Origin of the sequence: Escherichia sp. 20412-1, from assembly GCF_003027595.1 — a bacterium.
Classification (GTDB): Bacteria; Pseudomonadota; Gammaproteobacteria; order Enterobacterales; family Enterobacteriaceae; genus Escherichia; species Escherichia marmotae.
Map to the genome: position 1 here is coordinate 1 of NZ_PYQM01000027.1, position 18,107 is coordinate 18,107.

Here is an 18,107-nt window from a genome sequence, read left to right on the forward strand (position 1 = left end):
CCAACGTCATGGCCGGTGACCTGTCAGACACCAGTACCGATGCCGTCAACGGCTCGCAACTGAAAACGACAAACGATAACGTTGCCACCAACACCACCAACATCACCAACCTGACCAATGATGTCGCAGATATCAATACCACAATCACGGGTCTGGAAGATGATTCCCTGCAGTGGAATGGTACGGCGTTCAGTGCCAAACACGGCACCAGCACCACCAACAAAATCATTAATGTGGCGGCGGGAACACTATCGTCGTCAAGTACCGATGCCGTAAATGGCGGACAACTGTATGGTTTGAGCAGTTCTATCGCTAACTATTTGGGTGGAAATGCCTCTGTTGATTCAAGCGGCGTGTTTACTGGACCAACCTATAATATCGGGGGCACTGATTACGATAACGTAGGTGAAGCATTAGCCGCTATTGACTCCTCAGTTGTAGCCTCACTCGGTGATGCCCTTGCCTGGGATGCCAAAACAGGCACATTCACAGCCAGTCATGGTGGTAGTGCCAGTAAAATCACTAACGTCGCCGCCGGTTCAATTTCTAAAGACAGCGCAGACGCAGTGAACGGTGGACAGCTCTATGATGTAAGCAACTCTATTAGTGACATTCTTGGCGGTGGTTCCACTGTTAATGCTGACGGCACAATCAACGCACCAGCCTATACTATCGCTAATACTGACTACGATAATGTAGGCGATGCACTGAGCGCGATAGACTCGACGCTTGATGATGCAATGATTTGGGATGATAACGCAGGTGCCTTTAGTGCGGCCCACGATGGTGATACCACCAGTAAAATCACTAATGTAAAAGCCGGTAACGTGGCGGTTGATAGCACCGATGCGGTTAATGGTTCTCAGTTGTATGCCACAAATGTGCTCATCAACCAGAATAGCGATATGATTAACCAGCTCGCTGGCGACACCAGTACGACCTATATTGAAGAGCATGGTGCAGGTGTAAATTACGTCCGTACAAACGATACCGGCTTGACCTTTATAGATGCCAGCGCAGCGGGCGTCGGCTGCTCTACCGCGTTGGGTTATAACGCGACCGCATCGGGTGAAAACAGCCTCGCTATTGGTCGAGACAGTGTCAGCTCGATCGACTCCGGTATAGCACTGGGCAGTGGCTCAACCTCTGACCGTGTCATCGTCAAGGGCTCCCGTTCTGGCAGCGTAACGGAAAACGGGGTTGTCATTGGTTATGACACCACTGATGGCGAATTACTCGGTGCGCTATCTGTAGGTAAAGATGGTGAAAGTTATCGCCAAATCATTAACGTCGCAGATGGTTCAGAGGCTCATGACGTCGTCACTGTCCGTCAGTTGCAAAATGCGATAGGTTCAGTTGCAAGCACTCCTGCTAAGTACTTCCACTCAAACTCGAAAGAAGAGGATTCACTGGCCGTTGGGACGGACTCTCTGGCGATGGGTGCAAAAACAGTGGTCAATGGTGATGCCGGAATTGGTATTGGTTTTGGCTCCTTAGTGGTACAGGACGCAATTAACGGTATCGCTATCGGTTCCAGTGCTCGCGCGAACCATGCTAACAGCATTGCAATGGGTAATGGTTCTCAAACCACCGTTGGGGCCCAAAGCAACTATACCGCTTACAATATGGATGCCCCGCAAAACTCGGTGGGTGAATTCTCTGTAGGCAGCACCAATGGTCAGAGGCAAATCACTAATGTGGCAGCGGGCTCACAGGATACCGATGCGGTTAATGTTGGCCAGTTGAAAGTGACGGATGCGCGCGTTGAGATCAACACGACCAGTATCAATAACCTGAACAATCAGGTGAGCAATCTCGATACCCGTGTTACCAACATCGAGAATGGTATTGGCGATATTGTTACTACCGGAAGTACGAAATACTTCAAGGCAAATACAACCGGTGCGGATGCCAATGCACAGGGGGCGGACAGCGTCGCTATCGGTTCAGGATCAATCGCTGCTGCAGATAACAGTGTAGCCTTAGGTACAGGTTCGATCGCCGATGAAACTAATACCATATCTGTGGGGTCATCAACTAATCAGCGCCGCATCACCAATGTTGCTGCCGGTAAAAATGACACTGATGCAGTGAACGTCGCACAGTTGAAATCGTCCACTGAGGGTGGTGTTCGTTACAGTACGAATGAAGACGGTACGATTAACTACAGTACGTTAAACCTGGGTGATGGTAAGGGGGGCACGACGCAAATCAGTAATGTGTCAGCCGCTGTGAACGATCACGATGCGGTTAACTACGCACAGCTAAAACAAAGTATCCAGGATACCAATAGCTACACAGACCAGAAAATGGTTGAAATGGATAACAAAGTGAAGGGCGTAGAGAAAAAAATGAGCGGTGGTATCGCTTCGGCAATGGCGATGACTGGTCTGCCTCAGGCCTACACGCCAGGTGCCAGCATGGCTTCTATTGGTGGCGGTACTTATAACGGTGAATCGGCTGTTGCTTTAGGTGTATCGATGGTGAGTGCCAACGGTCGTTGGGTCTACAAATTACAAGGTAGTACCAATAGCCAGGGCGAATACTCCGCCGCACTCGGTGCCGGTATTCAGTGGTAATTATCCATTAACGAATGGGTAAACCCTGATGCGCTACGCTTATCCGGCCTACAGGAGGATTCCACAAATTCCTGTAGGCCGGATAAGGCGTTCACGCCGCATCCGGCAAAATAAGGTGCACCAGGTCAACAATCTGCGGGCAATTCTCTGATGAGGATTGCCCTTTTCTTTACCAGACACCTTCCTCACCCCAAATTGGCCCTACCAATTCTTCCCTTATCTGGCCTCTGGTTCACAGTTCATCAATTCAAACTCACATTAACGTTGCCATTACATAACATTTGGTTAACTATTCATTGTCATTATCCCTACACAACAAAATTGGCAGTGCCACTTTTACACAACGTGTGACAAGGAGATGAGCAACAGACTCATTACACGATGTGCGTGGCCTCCAGGAGACCTGCAATGAATCTCTGGCAACAAAACTATGATCCCGCCGGGAATATCTGGCTTTCCAGCCTGATAGCATCGCTTCCCATCCTGTTTTTCTTCTTTGCGCTGATTAAGCTCAAACTGAAAGGATACGTCGCCGCCACCTGGACGGTCACTATCGCTCTGGCGGTAGCTTTGCTGTTCTATAAAATGCCGGTCGCCAACGCGCTGGCCTCCGTGGTTTATGGCTTCTTCTACGGCCTGTGGCCGATCGCGTGGATTATTATTGCAGCGGTGTTCGTCTATAAGATCTCGGTGAAAACCGGGCAGTTTGACATCATCCGCTCGTCCATTCTTTCAATAACCCCTGACCAGCGCCTGCAAATGCTGATCGTCGGTTTCTGTTTCGGCGCATTTCTCGAAGGGGCTGCAGGCTTCGGCGCACCGGTCGCGATTACCGCAGCCTTACTGGTCGGCCTGGGCTTTAAACCACTGTACGCCGCCGGGCTGTGCCTGATTGTTAACACCGCACCGGTGGCATTTGGCGCAATGGGTATTCCGATTCTGGTTGCCGGGCAGGTAACAGGCATCGACAGCTTTGAGATTGGCCAGATGGTAGGCCGCCAGCTACCATTTATGACTATTATCGTGCTGTTCTGGATCATGGCAATTATGGACGGCTGGCGCGGTATCAAAGAAACCTGGCCTGCGGTCGTGGTTGCGGGTGGTTCGTTTGCCATCGCACAGTACCTCAGTTCCAACTTCATTGGGCCGGAACTGCCAGACATTATCTCTTCGCTGGTATCGCTACTCTGCCTGACACTGTTCCTCAAACGCTGGCAGCCGGTGCGCGTTTTCCGCTTCGGTGATTTGGGGGCGTCACAGGTTGATATGACACTGGCTCACACCGGTTACACCGCAGGTCAGGTATTGCGTGCCTGGACACCGTTCCTGTTCCTGACCGCCACCGTAACACTGTGGAGTATTCCACCGTTTAAAGCCCTGTTCGCTTCGGGCGGAGCGCTGTATGAGTGGGTCATCAACATTCCGGTGCCGTACCTCGATAAACTGGTTGCTCGTATGCCGCCGGTGGTCAGCGAAGCCACCGCCTATGCAGCCGTGTTTAAGTTCGACTGGTTCTCTGCCACCGGCACCGCCATTCTGTTTGCTGCGCTGCTCTCTGTTATCTGGCTGAAAATGAAACCGTCTGACGCTATCAGCACCTTCGGCAACACGCTGAAAGAGCTGGCGCTGCCCATCTACTCCATTGGTATGGTGCTGGCGTTCGCCTTTATTTCGAACTATTCCGGGTTGTCGTCAACACTGGCGCTGGCTCTGGCACACACCGGCCACGCATTCACCTTCTTCTCGCCATTCCTTGGTTGGCTGGGTGTATTCCTGACCGGCTCGGATACATCATCTAACGCCCTGTTTGCCGCTCTGCAAGCCACAGCAGCACAACAAATTGGCGTCTCTGACCTGTTGCTGGTTGCAGCCAACACTACCGGCGGCGTCACCGGCAAGATGATCTCTCCGCAATCTATCGCCATCGCCTGTGCGGCAGTAGGCCTGGTTGGCAAAGAGTCTGATTTGTTCCGCTTTACTGTCAAACACAGCCTGATCTTCACCTGTATGGTGGGCGTGATCACCACGCTGCAGGCCTATGTCTTAACGTGGATGATTCCTTAATGATGGTTATACCCAGACGCCTGTCAGACGAGGTAGCAGATCGTGTGCGGGCGCTGATTGATGAAAAAAATCTGGAGGCGGGCATGAAGTTGCCCGCTGAACGTCAACTGGCGATGCAGCTCGGCGTGTCGCGTAATTCATTACGCGAGGCGCTGGCAAAACTGGTAAGCGAAGGCGTGCTGCTCAGCCGACGCGGCGGCGGGACGTTTATTCGCTGGCGTCATGATGCATGGTCGGAGCAAAACATCGTCCAACCACTGAAAACGCTGATGGCCGATGATCCGGATTACAGCTTCGATATTCTGGAAGCCCGCTACGCCATTGAAGCCAGCACCGCCTGGCATGCGGCGATGCGCGCCACGCCTGGCGACAAAGAGAAAATTCAGCTTTGCTTTGAGGCAACGCTCAGCGAAGACCCGGACCTCGCCTCACAAGCAGACGTTCGTTTTCATCTGGCGATTGCCGAAGCCTCACATAACATTGTTCTGCTACAGACCATACGCGGTTTCTTTGATGTCCTGCAGTCCTCGGTAATGCAAAGTCGCCAGCGGATGTATCTGGTTCCGCCCGTTTTTTCGCAACTGACTGAACAGCATCAGGCAGTCATTGACGCCATTTTTGCTGGTGATGCCGACGGTGCGCGTAAAGCGATGATGGCGCATCTCAGTTTTGTCCACACCACCATAAAACGATTCGATGAAGATCAGGCACGCCGCGCACGCATTACCCGCCTGCCCGGTGAGCATCATGAGCATTCGAGGGAGAAAAACGCATGATTATTTCCGCAGCCAGCGATTATCGCGCCGCCGCACAACGCATTCTGCCGCCGTTCCTGTTCCACTATATGGATGGCGGCGCATATTCTGAGTACACCCTGCGCCGCAATGTAGAAGATTTGTCCGACGTGGCGCTGCGCCAGCGCATTCTGAAAAACATGTCTGACTTAAGCCTGGAAACGACGCTGTTTAATGAGAAATTGTCGATGCCAGTGGCGCTGGCTCCGGTGGGCTTGTGCGGCATGTATGCGCGTCGCGGCGAAGTCCAGGCAGCAAAAGCGGCAGATGCGCATGGCATTCCGTTTACTCTCTCGACGGTTTCCGTTTGCCCGATTGAAGAAGTTGCACCGGCCATCAAACGCCCAATGTGGTTCCAGCTTTATGTGCTGCGCGATCGCGGCTTTATGCGTAACGCGCTGGAACGGGCAAAAGCCGCGGGTTGTTCGACGCTGGTTTTCACCGTTGACATGCCAACGCCGGGCGCACGCTACCGTGACGCACACTCGGGTATGAGCGGTCCGAATGCCGCAATGCGCCGCTACTTGCAGGCGGTGACTCATCCGCAATGGGCTTGGGATGTGAGCCTGAACGGTCGTCCGCATGATTTAGGTAATATCTCAGCTTATCTCGGTAAACCGACCGGACTGGAAGATTACATCGGCTGGCTGGGGAATAACTTCGATCCATCCATCTCCTGGAAAGACCTTGAGTGGATCCGTGATTTCTGGGATGGCCCGATGGTGATCAAAGGGATCCTCGATCCGGAAGATGCCCGTGATGCAGTCCGTTTTGGCGCGGATGGCATTGTAGTTTCTAACCACGGCGGTCGTCAGTTGGATGGCGTGCTCTCTTCCGCCCGCGCACTGCCTGCTATTGCAGATGCGGTGAAAGGCGATATCGCGATTCTGGCGGATAGCGGCATTCGTAACGGGCTTGACGTTGTGCGTATGATCGCACTCGGTGCCGATACCGTACTGCTGGGCCGTGCTTTCCTGTATGCACTGGCCACGGCGGGCCAGGCGGGCGTAGCAAACTTGCTGAATTTGATCGAGAAAGAGATGAAAGTGGCGATGACGCTGACTGGCGCGAAATCAATTAGCGAAATCACGGAAGACTCGCTGGTTCAGGGGCTGGGTAAAGAGTTGCCTGCGGCACTGGCTCCGATGGCGAAAGGGAATGCAGCTTAAGGGTTAGATTAATATCTGCTATCCTGCCCCCGCACTAAGGGGGCAGTATGCTAAACATCGTACTTTACGAACCAGAAATTCCGCCAAACACTGGCAACATCATTCGTCTTTGCGCTAATACCGGCTTTCGTCTGCATATCATCGAACCGATGGGATTTGCCTGGGACGACAAGCGCCTGCGCCGCGCGGGGCTGGACTACCACGAATTTACCGCCGTTACGCGTCATCATGACTATAGCGCGTTTCTTGAGGCGGAAAATCCCCAGCGTCTGTTTGCCCTTACCACTAAAGGTACGCCCGCACATAGCGCCGTAAGTTATCAGGATGGCGATTATCTGATGTTCGGCCCGGAAACACGTGGCTTACCCGCAACCATCCTTAACGCCCTGCCCGCTGAACAAAAAATTCGTATTCCAATGGTGCCGGACAGCCGCAGCATGAACCTGTCCAATGCGGTGTCGGTGGTGGTGTATGAAGCCTGGCGGCAGTTGGGGTATCCGGGGGCGGTGTTGAGAGATTAGTTACTGTAGGCCGGATAAGATGCGTTAGCATCGCATCCGGCACGATCACAGGACATCAGATCCCATCGCCATACTCAAACGTATGGTGAATGCCGTTGAAATGCTGATCCATATCCATTGACGGTTTATCGCTGTCTGGTTTACCGACGATACGCGCCGGAACGCCAGCGGCAGTGGTATGCGGCGGCACTGGTTGCAGCACCACGGAACCTGCGCCAATCTTCGCGCCACGACCAACTTCAATGTTGCCGAGAATTTTCGCACCAGCGCCAATCATCACGCCTTCACGAATTTTCGGGTGACGATCGCCGCTGGTTTTACCTGTACCACCGAGCGTCACGGATTGCAGAATCGACACGTCGTTTTCAATTACCGCCGTTTCACCAACGACGATGCCCGTCGCGTGGTCGAGCATGATACCGCGACCAATTTTTGCCGCCGGATGGATATCGACCTGGAACGTCACAGATACCTGGTTTTGCAAGAAAATTGCCAGTGCACGGCGGCCCTGATTCCACAACCAGTGACCAATGCGATACGCCTGCAAGGCATGAAAACCTTTCAGATATAACAATGGCGTTGAGTATTTATCGACTGCCGGGTCGCGGGTACGCACCGCCTGGATATCGCAGGCCGCAGAAGCGATCATTTCCGGGTCGGCGGCATAAGCTTCTTCAACCACTTCGCGAATAGCAATGGCAGGCATAATGGGCGATGACAGCTTGTTCGCCAGCATATAGCTCAATGCACTCCCCAGGTTTTCGTGCTTGAGTAGCGTTGCGTGGTAAAAACTGGCCAGCATTGGCTCACAGTCCGCCAGCGTTCTGGCTTCAGCTTTAATATTGTTCCAGACAATTTCCAGTTCTTCACACGACATTGCTTACTCCACACGATGAGGTAATGACCGGCCCGTTCTGCGCGAGCCGGGTCATAGCGGTAACAAAAGTTCCCTGGGTTTAGTGGCTGCTGCGCTCGTCCTTGCGTGCACGACCTAATAGTGTCAATGCTGCCTCGCGCGCGTTTTTTCCGCAATATAATACTTGATAAATTTCCTCGGTTATTGGCATTTCAACGCCGAAGCGATGCGCCAGTTCGCGAACCTCTTTCGTATTGCGGTAACCTTCCACCACCTGACCAATCTTCTCCTGCGCACTTTGTACATCCATGCCCTGACCGAGCATCATGCCAAAGCGGCGGTTACGCGACTGGTTGTCGGTACAGGTAAGCACCAGATCACCCAGGCCTGCCATGCCCATAAAGGTGGCAGGCTCGGCACCCAACGCCGTGCCCAGACGCGACATTTCAGCCAGGCCACGGGTGATCAGCGCCGTTCGCGCATTCGCCCCAAAACCGATACCGTCAGACATCCCCGCACCAATCGCAATGACGTTTTTCACCGCGCCGCCAAGTTGCACGCCAATGAAATCCGGGTTGCTGTAGACACGGAAACTTTTGCCGCAGTGCAGCAGTTGCTGGAGATCGTCAGCAAAATCCTGGTCGGTAGAGGCCAGCGAAATAGCCGTTGGTAAACCTGCTGCCAGCTCTTTCGCGAAAGTGGGGCCAGAGATAACCGCCAGCGGAATTTGATCGCCTAACGCTTCGCGCGCCACGTCCTGTAACAGACGCCCGGTTTCCGCTTCCAGCCCTTTGGTTGCCCATACCAGGCGCGCGTCAGGACGCATCAACGGTTTAATCTGCCGCAGTACTTCACCAAAGACATGGCTGGGTACGACGACGAGAATATTACGGCTGGCTGCCAGCGCAGTGGCGAGATCACTTTCAAGGTGGAGCGTATCGGGAAAAGGCACATCGGGGAGAAACGCGGCGTTACAACGGTCGCGTTCAAGCGTCGCGATATGTTCAGGGTCATGGCCCCAGAGGACAACCTCGTGGCCATTTCTTGCCAGGGTGATGGCAAGAGCGGTGCCGTACGAGCCGGCACCGATCACAGTCATTGAAGCATTACGTTGGTTCATCAGGCATCCTGATGTTCTTCAGTACCTTCGCCAGCCTGCTGCTGTAAATAGTTCATGAACAGAGCATCGAAGTTAACCGGCGCAAGGTTCAGTTGCGGGAATGTACCGCGGGATACCATGCTGGTGATGCATTCACGAGCATACGGGAACAGAATGTTCGGGCAGTATGCGCCCAGGCAATGTGCCATCTGGGTGCCTTCGATACCCGCGATGGAGAAAATACCGCCCTGCTGAACTTCGCACAGAAACGCGGTTTCTTCGCCCAGGGATGCCGTTACGGTAACACGCAGTACCACTTCGTAAACGTCATCTGCCAGTTGGGAAGATGCCGTATCCAGATCAAGTTTAACTTCTGGCTGCCAATCTTTCTGGAAAACGTGCGGCGCGTTCGGCGCTTCGAAAGAAATATCCTTGGTATAAATACGCTGGATCTGGAAAGTCATTTCGGTGTTGTTTTGTTCTGACATGTGTAGAAAACCCTTAAGTGTTGTCCTTAAATACTGCGCAATGTAATGCCAACGTTCACACGTTATTTCAGCAGAGGATCCAGTCCACCACGTGCATCCAATGCATACAAGTCGTCACAGCCGCCAATGTGCTGTGCGTCAATAAAAATCTGCGGAACCGTGGTGCGGCCACTGCGTTTGATCATCTCTTCACGCTTAGCGGCGTTGCCATCAATCGGCAGTTCCTGGAAATTCACGCCCTTGCTGCTCAGCAATGCTTTCGCACGATGGCAATAAGGGCAGGTTTCTTTGGTATAAATTTCAACATTGGCCATAATTTAGCTCCTGTTTTTTACCTGTTGTTTTATGTTGCAGGGTAGCGACAAAATAGAATATCCCCAGAAGCTTATATCAATAAGTCACTGGGGGCATAATTGCAGCTAACTATCAGCGGCATAAAAAACGACAGGTAAATTATTTGCCGCGCACCAGAGGCAAGTTCTCGCCAGCCCAGCCAGCTACGCCTTCTTTCAGCACAAATACTTGCGCAAACCCAGCTTTCGTCAGCGCGTTTGCTGGCTCCTGGCACTGCATGCCAGAACCGTCAACCACGATAACCGGTTTGTCTTTGTGCTTATCAAGCTCACCAACATTGTTGGCTTTGATTTCGGTCGGCAACAAATTGATAGAGCCAGCGATATGGCCTTTACGGAAGTCATCACGTTGGCGTAAATCCACAACCACAGCGTCTTCTTTGTTGATCAGACGCGTCGCTTCACCACGTGTAATCACCTTCACTTTCGAGGTCAGGCTTTTGAACGTAGTAACCAGGACCGCCACCAGTAACGCGATCCAGGCGATACTCAGCATGGGATGGCGGCCGACAAATTGCATAATTTCTTGCATGGGGGGTAACAACTCCCGACGTAGTGATTAAAAAAACCAGGAAAGGAGTATACCTGCGCGTTGCGGCAAATACAGCCAGCGCGTGCACTGGAATGCAATTTTGCGGGGCGCTACGAAAAAAAATCGCAAATCAGCCCCCGGCTTTCACTGTGCGGCGTCATAATTTGATCTTCAGAGGCTATTTTATCGATTCAGCTGTAGTAAAATTACGCAAATTTTGACTCTTGAGTATGAGGTTGTCGCAATGTCGGTTTCTAAAAAACCTATGGTACTGGTGATTCTGGATGGCTATGGCTATCGCGAAGAACAGCAGGATAACGCCATTTTTAGTGCAAAAACCCCGGTAATGGATGCACTGTGGGCCAATCGTCCGCATACCCTGATCGACGCTTCCGGTCTGGAAGTCGGTCTGCCTGACCGTCAGATGGGTAACTCCGAAGTAGGTCACGTTAACCTGGGTGCCGGCCGCATCGTGTATCAGGACCTGACTCGTCTGGACGTTGAAATCAAAGATCGCGCGTTCTTCGCTAACCCGGTGCTAACTGGCGCGGTAGATAAAGCGAAAAACGCGGGCAAAGCTGTACACATTATGGGTCTGCTCTCCGCTGGCGGCGTACACAGCCACGAAGATCACATCATGGCAATGGTAGAACTGGCCGCTGAACGTGGCGCAGAAAAAATCTATCTGCACGCATTCCTCGACGGTCGCGACACCCCACCGCGCAGCGCTGAAGCTTCTCTGAAAAAATTCGAAGAGAAATTTGCCGCACTGGGTAAAGGCCGCGTAGCGTCCATTATTGGTCGTTACTACGCGATGGACCGCGACAACCGTTGGGATCGCGTTGAAAAAGCTTATGACCTGCTGACTCTGGCGCAGGGCGAATTCCAGGCTGATACCGCCGTTGCCGGTTTGCAGGCCGCTTATGCTCGTGACGAAAACGATGAATTCGTGAAAGCGACTGTCATCCGTGCCGAAGGCCAGCCAGATGCAGCAATGGAAGACGGCGACGCACTGATTTTCATGAACTTCCGTGCTGACCGTGCCCGTGAAATCACCCGCGCGTTCGTTAACGCTGATTTCGACGGTTTCGCCCGTAAGAAAGTGGTTAACGTTGATTTCGTGATGCTGACCGAATACGCCGCCGACATCAAAACCTCAGTGGCTTACCCACCAGCCTCTCTGGTTAACACCTTCGGTGAGTGGATGGCGAAAAATGACAAAACTCAGTTGCGTATTTCCGAAACCGAAAAATATGCCCACGTCACCTTCTTCTTTAACGGCGGCGTAGAAGAGTCGTTCAAAGGCGAAGATCGCATTCTGATCAACTCACCGAAAGTCGCGACCTACGACCTGCAACCGGAAATGAGCTCCGCAGAGTTGACCGAAAAACTGGTTGCGGCAATCAAGAGCGGCAAATACGACACCATCATCTGTAACTACCCGAACGGCGACATGGTAGGTCACACCGGGGTGATGGAAGCGGCAGTTAAAGCGGTAGAAGCGCTGGATCACTGCGTGGATGAAGTGGCGAAAGCCGTTGAATCTGTTGGCGGTCAACTGCTGATCACCGCTGACCACGGTAACGCTGAACAGATGCGCGATCCGGCTACCGGTCAGGCGCACACGGCGCACACCAACCTGCCTGTTCCGCTGATTTACGTTGGCGATAAGAACGTGAAAGCGGTTGAAGGTGGCAAACTTTCTGACATCGCGCCGACCATGCTCTCTTTAATGGGTATGGAAATCCCGCAAGAGATGACTGGTAAGCCGCTGTTCATCGTGGAATAATCCCTCCCCATGAGGGGAAAGGCGATTAATACCATGACACGGGCCACGAAACCGCGCAGGTTTGCAGTCAGGCCCATCATTTACGCCAGCGTTCTTAGCGCTGGCGTATTGTTGTGCACTTTTTCCGCCCAGGCGGATGACCGCGACCAACTCAAGTCTATTCAGGCCGATATCGCCGCGAAAGAGCGCGCGGTACGCCAACAACAGCAACAACGCGCAAGCCTGCTCGCACAATTGAAAAAGCAGGAAGAGGCGATCTCTGAAGCCACCCGTAAGCTGCGCGAAACGCAAAACACGCTCAATCAACTGAATAAACAGATTGATGAGATGAACGCGTCAATTGCTAAGCTGGAGCAGCAAAAAGCCGCTCAGGAACGCAGCCTCGCCGCGCAACTGGATGCCGCGTTTCGTCAGGGTGAGCATACCGGTATTCAGCTCATTCTTAGCGGTGAAGAAAGCCAGCGCGGCCAGCGTTTGCAGGCTTACTTCGGTTACCTCAACCAGGCGCGACAAGAAACCATCGCTGAGCTGAAGCAGACGCGCGCAGAAGTTGCCATGCAGCGTGCTGAACTGGAAGAGAAACAGAGCGAACAACAAACACTGTTATATGAACAGCGCGCCCAACAGGCGAAGCTGACCCAGGCGCTGAATGAGCGTAAGAAGACGCTGGCAGGGCTGGAGTCTTCCATTCAACAAGGTCAGCAACAGTTAAGCGAGCTGCGCGCCAACGAATCTCGTCTGCGCAATAGCATTGCTCGTGCAGAAGCGGCAGCGAAAGCACGTGCTGAACGTGAAGCGCGCGAAGCCCAGGCAGTGCGCGACAGGCAGAAAGAAGCGACGCGCAAAGGCACCACCTACAAACCAACCGAAAGCGAAAAATCGCTGATGTCCCGTACCGGTGGTTTAGGTGCACCGCGTGGTCAGGCATTCTGGCCTGTTCGTGGGCCAACACTGCATCGCTATGGCGAACAGCTACAGGGCGAGCTGCGCTGGAAAGGGATGGTTATTGGTGCTTCTGAAGGCACTGAAGTTAAAGCGATTGCCGACGGTCGAGTAATTCTGGCTGACTGGCTGCAAGGCTACGGTCTGGTGGTGGTGGTTGAGCACGGTAAAGGCGATATGAGTCTTTACGGCTATAATCAGAGCGCACTGGTGAGCGTTGGCTCGCAGGTTCGCGCGGGTCAGCCAATTGCACTAGTGGGCAGCAGTGGCGGTCAGGGTCGGCCTTCACTCTATTTCGAAATTCGCCGCCAGGGTCAGGCGGTCAATCCACAGCCGTGGTTGGGAAGATAAGTTTTGTTTCCATTTCGTCGTAACGTTCTTGCATTTGCCGCTCTGTTGGCGCTTTCCTCCCCCGTACTTGCTGGCAAACTTGCCATCGTTATTGATGATTTTGGCTATCGCCCGCACAACGAAAACCAGGTGCTGGCGATGCCATCCGCTATCTCCGTCGCCGTGCTACCCGACTCGCCGCACGCCAGAGAGATGGCGACCAAAGCGCATAACAGCGGTCACGAAGTGTTGATTCATCTGCCGATGGCACCATTGAGTAAACAGCCGCTGGAAAAAAATACGTTGCGCCCGGAAATGAGTAGCGACGAAATTGAGCGCATCATTCGCAGTGCAGTCAATAACGTGCCCTATGCTGTGGGGATCAACAACCACATGGGCAGCAAGATGACCTCGAACCTGTTTGGTATGCAGAAAGTGATGCAGGCGCTGGCACGTTACAATCTTTACTTCCTCGACAGCGTAACCATCGGCAATACCCAGGCGATGCGCGCTGCGCAAGGTACTGGCGTGAAAGTTATTAAACGGAAGGTATTCCTCGACGATTCGCAAAACGAAGCGGATATTCGTGTGCAGTTTAATCGCGCAATTGAACTGGCGCGTCGCAACGGTTCGACGATCGCCATTGGTCATCCTCACCCTTCAACGGTACGTGTGCTGCAGCAGATGGTTTATAACCTGCCGCCAGACATTACGCTGGTGAAAGCCAGCAGCTTGCTGAATGAACCGCAGGTCGATACATCGACTCCGCCGAAAAACACCGTGCCCAACGCGCCGCGTAATCCGTTCCGTGGTGTGAAGCTGTGTAAACCGAAGAAACCGCTGGAACCGGTTTATGCTAATCGCTTCTTTGAAGTATTAAGCGAAAGCATCAGCCAGAGCACACTGATCGTTTACTTCCAGCATCAGTGGCAAGGCTGGGGCAAACAGCCCGAAGCGGCAAAACTTAACGCTAGCGCAAATTAAAGGCGCTACGCGTAATGCGATGGTGCGACCGTGTTTTGTCGCGCCATTGCCATAAGCGGAAAGACCACAGCAACGCCTGATAACCCACCTTCACGCTGCGCACATTAGTAATCAGGCGCTTATACATGCCGGAAGTAAATATCTCGGCAATCATCTGCTGGCGGGTAATAATATCCGGCTCTTTACGTACCGCATGGCAAACGCGCAATGCTTCATACGTTATTTGCTGATGAAATTCCGGATAAATCATAATTTTGTCGGCGTACTGGCGATTTAATTTTTCCAGCAGACGCGTGATTTTAATATAGTGGCGTTGATAATTAAGGTTTTTATTCCCTTGTCTATTCAGACGACTCACTGACGAATTATGCAGATAATATTTATATAATGGTTGCTCGGTATATCGCGCGCGCAGCGCGTTAAACATAAATTCTGTTGTCCAGACAATATCCTGATGATGCAATCCGGCAATAAATTTAATGTTATTTTTTACAATAACATCGCGGCGATAAACGCCCATCCAGACAACGTGAGTCCAGCGGCGGGAAGAAAGCCCCATCCGCAGCCAGTCCGGGCCAGTTAACACGCCGGTTGAGCGAAGGCGATCGGTGGGAATAGATTGCCAGGTTTCCCCGGTATCACGAAAACACCAGTCAGCATTGCACTGCGCCACGTCGAGATCGTCCTCTAGCGCCATTGTCATCAGCGTTTCGTACATAGAGGGATAGACTTCATCATCTGCATCGACAAAAGCGACATATTTGCCCGTCGCCGCCTCAATCCCACGATTACGCGCTACCGATGCGCCAGCATTCGCCTGATGCAACAAGCGAACGTGCGGATAGTTTTCCGCGTAATGCTTTGCTATTTCAACAGAATTATCCGTTGAACCATCGTTAATAATAATAATTTCCAGAGCAGTCCAGGTTTGCGCAATTAAAGATTCCATACACGTGCGAAAATCATCGCCCGCATTATATAACGGGATAATAACACTAAGTTTATTGGTGCTGTTCATCATAAGTTACCGACGACCTCTGAAATTACCGTTCCTTTGTACAGGCTTTGCATTAAGAAACTATTAAGCCGGTGAGATATTATTTTTACGGGTGAGAGAGTAACTTCAGGTTAGAGAGATAATGAGAACAGCTATATAAGAGAACAGCGCAATTACTTATTCTTTATTGTACTGACAAGATTTTACATATTTAACGGATTATCCTCAGGAAAAAGGGCTGGAATGCCAGCCCTTTTTTGTGTTAATCCCAGCTCAGGATAACTTTCCCGGACTGGCCAGAACGCATGGCGTCAAAGCCTTTCTGGAAATCATCGATGGAGAAACGATGGGTAATGATTGGCGAGAGATCCAGACCAGACTGAATCAGCGCCGCCATTTTATACCAGGTTTCGAACATCTCACGGCCGTAAATGCCTTTAATGAACAAGCCCTTAAAGATCACTTTTGTCCAGTCGATAGACATGTCAGACGGCGGGATACCCAGCATCGCAATACGACCGCCGTGATTCATGGTGTCCAGCATGGTGCGGAACGCCGCTGGCGCACCGGACATCTCCAGACCAACATCAAACCCTTCGGTCATGCCGAGTTCTGCCATTACATCATTGAGGTTTTCTTTGGCAACGTTAACCGCGCGAGTGATGCCCATTTTGCGCGCCAACTCCAGACGGTATTCGTTAACGTCGGTGATCACCACGTTGCGTGCGCCGACGTGTTTTGCTACCGCCGCCGCCATAATACCAATTGGCCCCGCACCAGAAACCAGCACATCCTCGCCAACCAGATCGAACGACAGCGCCGTGTGTACCGCATTACCGAACGGATCGAAAATCGCAGCTAAGTCGTCGGAGATATTGTCGGGAATTTTGAAGGCGTTGAATGCCGGGATCACCAGATATTCAGCGAAGCAACCCGGACGATTAACGCCGACGCCGATCGTGTTGCGGCACAGATGAGTACGACCACCACGGCAATTACGGCAATGACCGCAAGTAATATGGCCTTCACCGGAAACGCGATCGCCAATTTTGAAGCCTTTCACTTCCTGGCCAATACCAACCACTTCACCAACATATTCATGGCCTACGACCATTGGCACCGGAATGGTTTTTTGCGACCACTCATCCCAGTTGTAGATGTGAACGTCAGTCCCGCAGATGGCTGTTTTACGGATTTTAATCAGCAGGTCGTTATGTCCGAGTTCCGGTTCAGGAACGTCGGTCATCCAGATGCCCTCTTCCGCTTTCAGTTTGGATAACGCTTTCATCTCACATCCTCAGGCGATAACGCCCAGTTGTTTACCAATACGCGTGAACGCTTCGACCGCACGCGTAATTTGCTCAGGAGTATGCGCCGCAGACATCTGGGTACGAATACGTGCCTGACCTTTCGGTACGACCGGATAGAAGAAACCGGTAACGTAAATGCCCTCTTTTTGCAGCTCACGAGCAAATTTCTGTGCCACTACAGCATCACCAAGCATGACCGGAATAATGGCGTGATCGGCACCCGCCAGGGTAAAGCCAGCGGCTGACATCTGCTCACGGAACTGACGCGCGTTCGCCCACAGGCGGTCACGCAGTTCACTGCCCGCTTCGACCATCTCCAGCACTTTAATGGAAGCGGCGACAATGGCCGGTGCCAGCGAGTTGGAAAATAAGTACGGACGAGAACGCTGGCGCAGCCACTCAACCACTTCTTTGCGCGCCGCGGTGTAACCGCCGGAAGCACCGCCCAGCGCTTTACCCAGCGTGCCGGTGATGATATCGACACGGCCCATCACGTCGCAGTATTCATGAGAACCGCGGCCGTTTTCACCGACAAAACCGACAGCATGAGAGTCATCGACCATCACCAAAGCGTCGTATTTATCCGCGAGATCGCAAACTCCTTTCAGGTTGGCAATTACGCCATCCATAGAGAACACACCATCGGTGGCGATTAACACATGGCGCGCCCCGGATTCACGCGCTTCTTTCAGCCGCGCTTCCAGCTCCTGCATATCGTTATTGGCGTAGCGATAGCGTTTGGCTTTGCACAGACGCACACCGTCAATGATCGAAGCGTGATTCAGCGCGTCAGAGATAATGGCGTCTTCTGCGCCCAGCAGCGTTTCAAACAGGCCACCGTTGGCGTCAAAACAGGATGAGTAGAGAATCGCATCTTCCATACCCAGGAATGCTGCCAGTTTCTGCTCAAGCTCTTTATGGCTATCCTGAGTACCGCAAATAAAACGTACTGAAGCCATCCCGAAACCGTGAGAATCCATTCCCGCCTTTGCCGCCGCAATCAGCTCAGGATGGTTCGCCAACCCGAGATAGTTATTGGCACAAAAGTTAATGACGTGGCTTCCATCAGCCACAGTGATGTCCGCTTGTTGCGCAGACGTGATAATGCGCTCTTCTTTAAACAACCCTTCCGCCCTTGCGGTTTCCAGGTCGTTAGTTAACTGCTGATAAAATTCTCCACGCATTGCGACTCTCCAGACAGGACAAATTCCCGCACATATTACCCAAACTTACAGGTCGCGACGAGATGACGCGTTAACACTTCTGTAAAATTTAGAATAAATAACGCCCATCATTCTCA

16 protein-coding genes are annotated in these 18,107 nt (G+C 52.4%); 8 read left to right on the forward strand and 8 right to left on the reverse strand.

From position 1 onward, the window contains the following. The 5 genes from C7B16_RS16770 to trmL all read left to right on the forward strand — a co-directional run. Nucleotides 1-2,579: YadA family autotransporter adhesin (locus C7B16_RS16770; protein WP_181244196.1), on the forward strand; the 2,579-nt coding region annotated here is incomplete at its 5' end. 408 nt (nt 2,580-2,987) lie between these two features. Then, complete coding sequence (gene lldP / locus C7B16_RS16775) at nt 2,988-4,643, forward strand: L-lactate permease (RefSeq protein ID WP_001055313.1); 1,656 nt, start codon at nt 2,988-2,990, stop codon at nt 4,641-4,643. Next, a complete protein-coding gene (lldR, locus tag C7B16_RS16780; RefSeq protein ID WP_107179927.1) occupies nt 4,643-5,419 on the forward strand; it encodes a transcriptional regulator LldR in 777 nt (258 codons plus the stop codon). The genes lldP and lldR overlap by 1 nt, the downstream gene beginning before the upstream one ends. Continuing rightward, nucleotides 5,416-6,606, forward strand: a complete 1,191-nt coding sequence (lldD, locus tag C7B16_RS16785) for a quinone-dependent L-lactate dehydrogenase (RefSeq protein WP_107179928.1) — start codon at nt 5,416-5,418, stop codon at nt 6,604-6,606. The genes lldR and lldD overlap by 4 nt, the downstream gene beginning before the upstream one ends. 47 nt (nt 6,607-6,653) lie before the next feature. Further along, entirely contained in the window at nt 6,654-7,127 is a 474-nt protein-coding gene (trmL, locus tag C7B16_RS16790) for a tRNA (uridine(34)/cytosine(34)/5-carboxymethylaminomethyluridine(34)-2'-O)-methyltransferase TrmL (RefSeq protein ID WP_085449447.1), read from the forward strand. 55 nt (nt 7,128-7,182) lie between these two features. Here trmL and cysE read toward each other — a convergent pair whose 3' ends face one another. The 5 genes from cysE to C7B16_RS16815 form a co-directional block, all read right to left on the reverse strand. Continuing rightward, nucleotides 7,183-8,004 carry a serine O-acetyltransferase gene (cysE, locus tag C7B16_RS16795; protein WP_001277564.1) on the reverse strand — a complete coding sequence of 274 codons (822 nt, stop codon included), beginning with the start codon at nt 8,002-8,004 and terminating at the stop codon, nt 7,183-7,185. Between the two features lie 79 nt (nt 8,005-8,083). After that, a complete protein-coding gene (gene gpsA / locus C7B16_RS16800; protein ID WP_001517467.1) occupies nt 8,084-9,103 on the reverse strand; it encodes an NAD(P)H-dependent glycerol-3-phosphate dehydrogenase in 1,020 nt (339 codons plus the stop codon). After that, nucleotides 9,103-9,570, reverse strand: coding sequence for a protein-export chaperone SecB (gene secB, locus C7B16_RS16805; RefSeq protein ID WP_000003377.1), 468 nt, complete (start codon nt 9,568-9,570; stop codon nt 9,103-9,105). The genes gpsA and secB overlap by 1 nt, the downstream gene beginning before the upstream one ends. Before the next feature lie 62 nt (nt 9,571-9,632). After that, a complete protein-coding gene (gene grxC / locus C7B16_RS16810) occupies nt 9,633-9,884 on the reverse strand; it encodes a glutaredoxin 3 (RefSeq protein WP_000024387.1) in 252 nt (83 codons plus the stop codon). A 139-nt stretch (nt 9,885-10,023) separates the two neighbouring features. Beyond that, nucleotides 10,024-10,455, reverse strand: coding sequence for a rhodanese-like domain-containing protein (locus tag C7B16_RS16815; RefSeq protein WP_001517466.1), 432 nt, complete (start codon nt 10,453-10,455; stop codon nt 10,024-10,026). 244 nt (nt 10,456-10,699) lie between these two features. Between C7B16_RS16815 and gpmM the strand changes: the two genes are divergently transcribed. The 3 genes from gpmM to C7B16_RS16835 are packed head-to-tail and all read left to right on the forward strand — an operon-like array spanning nt 10,700 to nt 14,500. Next, complete coding sequence (gpmM, locus tag C7B16_RS16825) at nt 10,700-12,244, forward strand: 2,3-bisphosphoglycerate-independent phosphoglycerate mutase (RefSeq protein ID WP_001517465.1); 1,545 nt, start codon at nt 10,700-10,702, stop codon at nt 12,242-12,244. Nucleotides 12,245-12,277: 33 nt separating this feature from the next. Continuing rightward, entirely contained in the window at nt 12,278-13,537 is a 1,260-nt protein-coding gene (envC, locus tag C7B16_RS16830) for a murein hydrolase activator EnvC (protein WP_001517464.1), read from the forward strand. A 3-nt stretch (nt 13,538-13,540) separates the two neighbouring features. Continuing rightward, entirely contained in the window at nt 13,541-14,500 is a 960-nt protein-coding gene (locus C7B16_RS16835) for a divergent polysaccharide deacetylase family protein (protein ID WP_000483843.1), read from the forward strand. On the opposite strand, the gene waaH is transcribed toward C7B16_RS16835, so the two are convergent. From waaH to kbl, 3 genes are all read right to left on the reverse strand, one after another. Then, nucleotides 14,487-15,521 (reverse strand): UDP-glucuronate:LPS(HepIII) glycosyltransferase, encoded by a 1,035-nt coding sequence (gene waaH, locus C7B16_RS16840; RefSeq protein WP_107179929.1) that lies wholly within the window; start codon nt 15,519-15,521, stop codon nt 14,487-14,489. The genes C7B16_RS16835 and waaH overlap by 14 nt on opposite strands. Nucleotides 15,522-15,759: 238 nt before the next feature. After that, on the reverse strand, nt 15,760-16,785 hold the full coding sequence (gene tdh / locus C7B16_RS16845) for an L-threonine 3-dehydrogenase (protein WP_000645981.1): 1,026 nt from the start codon (nt 16,783-16,785) through the stop codon (nt 15,760-15,762). A gap of 9 nt (nt 16,786-16,794) precedes the next feature. After that, entirely contained in the window at nt 16,795-17,991 is a 1,197-nt protein-coding gene (kbl, locus tag C7B16_RS16850) for a glycine C-acetyltransferase (RefSeq protein ID WP_001213851.1), read from the reverse strand. Nucleotides 17,992-18,107: the final 116 nt, after the last annotated feature.

Coding starts and splice junctions, on each gene's coding strand:
- lldP (WP_001055313.1), top strand. CDS start 2,988: ATGAATCTCTGGCAACAAAACTATGATCCCGCCGGGAATATCTGGCTT.
- lldR (WP_107179927.1), top strand. CDS start 4,643: ATGATGGTTATACCCAGACGCCTGTCAGACGAGGTAGCAGATCGTGTG.
- lldD (WP_107179928.1), top strand. CDS start 5,416: ATGATTATTTCCGCAGCCAGCGATTATCGCGCCGCCGCACAACGCATT.
- trmL (WP_085449447.1), top strand. CDS start 6,654: ATGCTAAACATCGTACTTTACGAACCAGAAATTCCGCCAAACACTGGC.
- cysE (WP_001277564.1), bottom strand. CDS start 8,004: ATGTCGTGTGAAGAACTGGAAATTGTCTGGAACAATATTAAAGCTGAA.
- gpsA (WP_001517467.1), bottom strand. CDS start 9,103: ATGAACCAACGTAATGCTTCAATGACTGTGATCGGTGCCGGCTCGTAC.
- secB (WP_000003377.1), bottom strand. CDS start 9,570: ATGTCAGAACAAAACAACACCGAAATGACTTTCCAGATCCAGCGTATT.
- grxC (WP_000024387.1), bottom strand. CDS start 9,884: ATGGCCAATGTTGAAATTTATACCAAAGAAACCTGCCCTTATTGCCAT.
- C7B16_RS16815 (WP_001517466.1), bottom strand. CDS start 10,455: ATGCAAGAAATTATGCAATTTGTCGGCCGCCATCCCATGCTGAGTATC.
- gpmM (WP_001517465.1), top strand. CDS start 10,700: ATGTCGGTTTCTAAAAAACCTATGGTACTGGTGATTCTGGATGGCTAT.
- envC (WP_001517464.1), top strand. CDS start 12,278: ATGACACGGGCCACGAAACCGCGCAGGTTTGCAGTCAGGCCCATCATT.
- waaH (WP_107179929.1), bottom strand. CDS start 15,521: ATGATGAACAGCACCAATAAACTTAGTGTTATTATCCCGTTATATAAT.
- tdh (WP_000645981.1), bottom strand. CDS start 16,785: ATGAAAGCGTTATCCAAACTGAAAGCGGAAGAGGGCATCTGGATGACC.
- kbl (WP_001213851.1), bottom strand. CDS start 17,991: ATGCGTGGAGAATTTTATCAGCAGTTAACTAACGACCTGGAAACCGCA.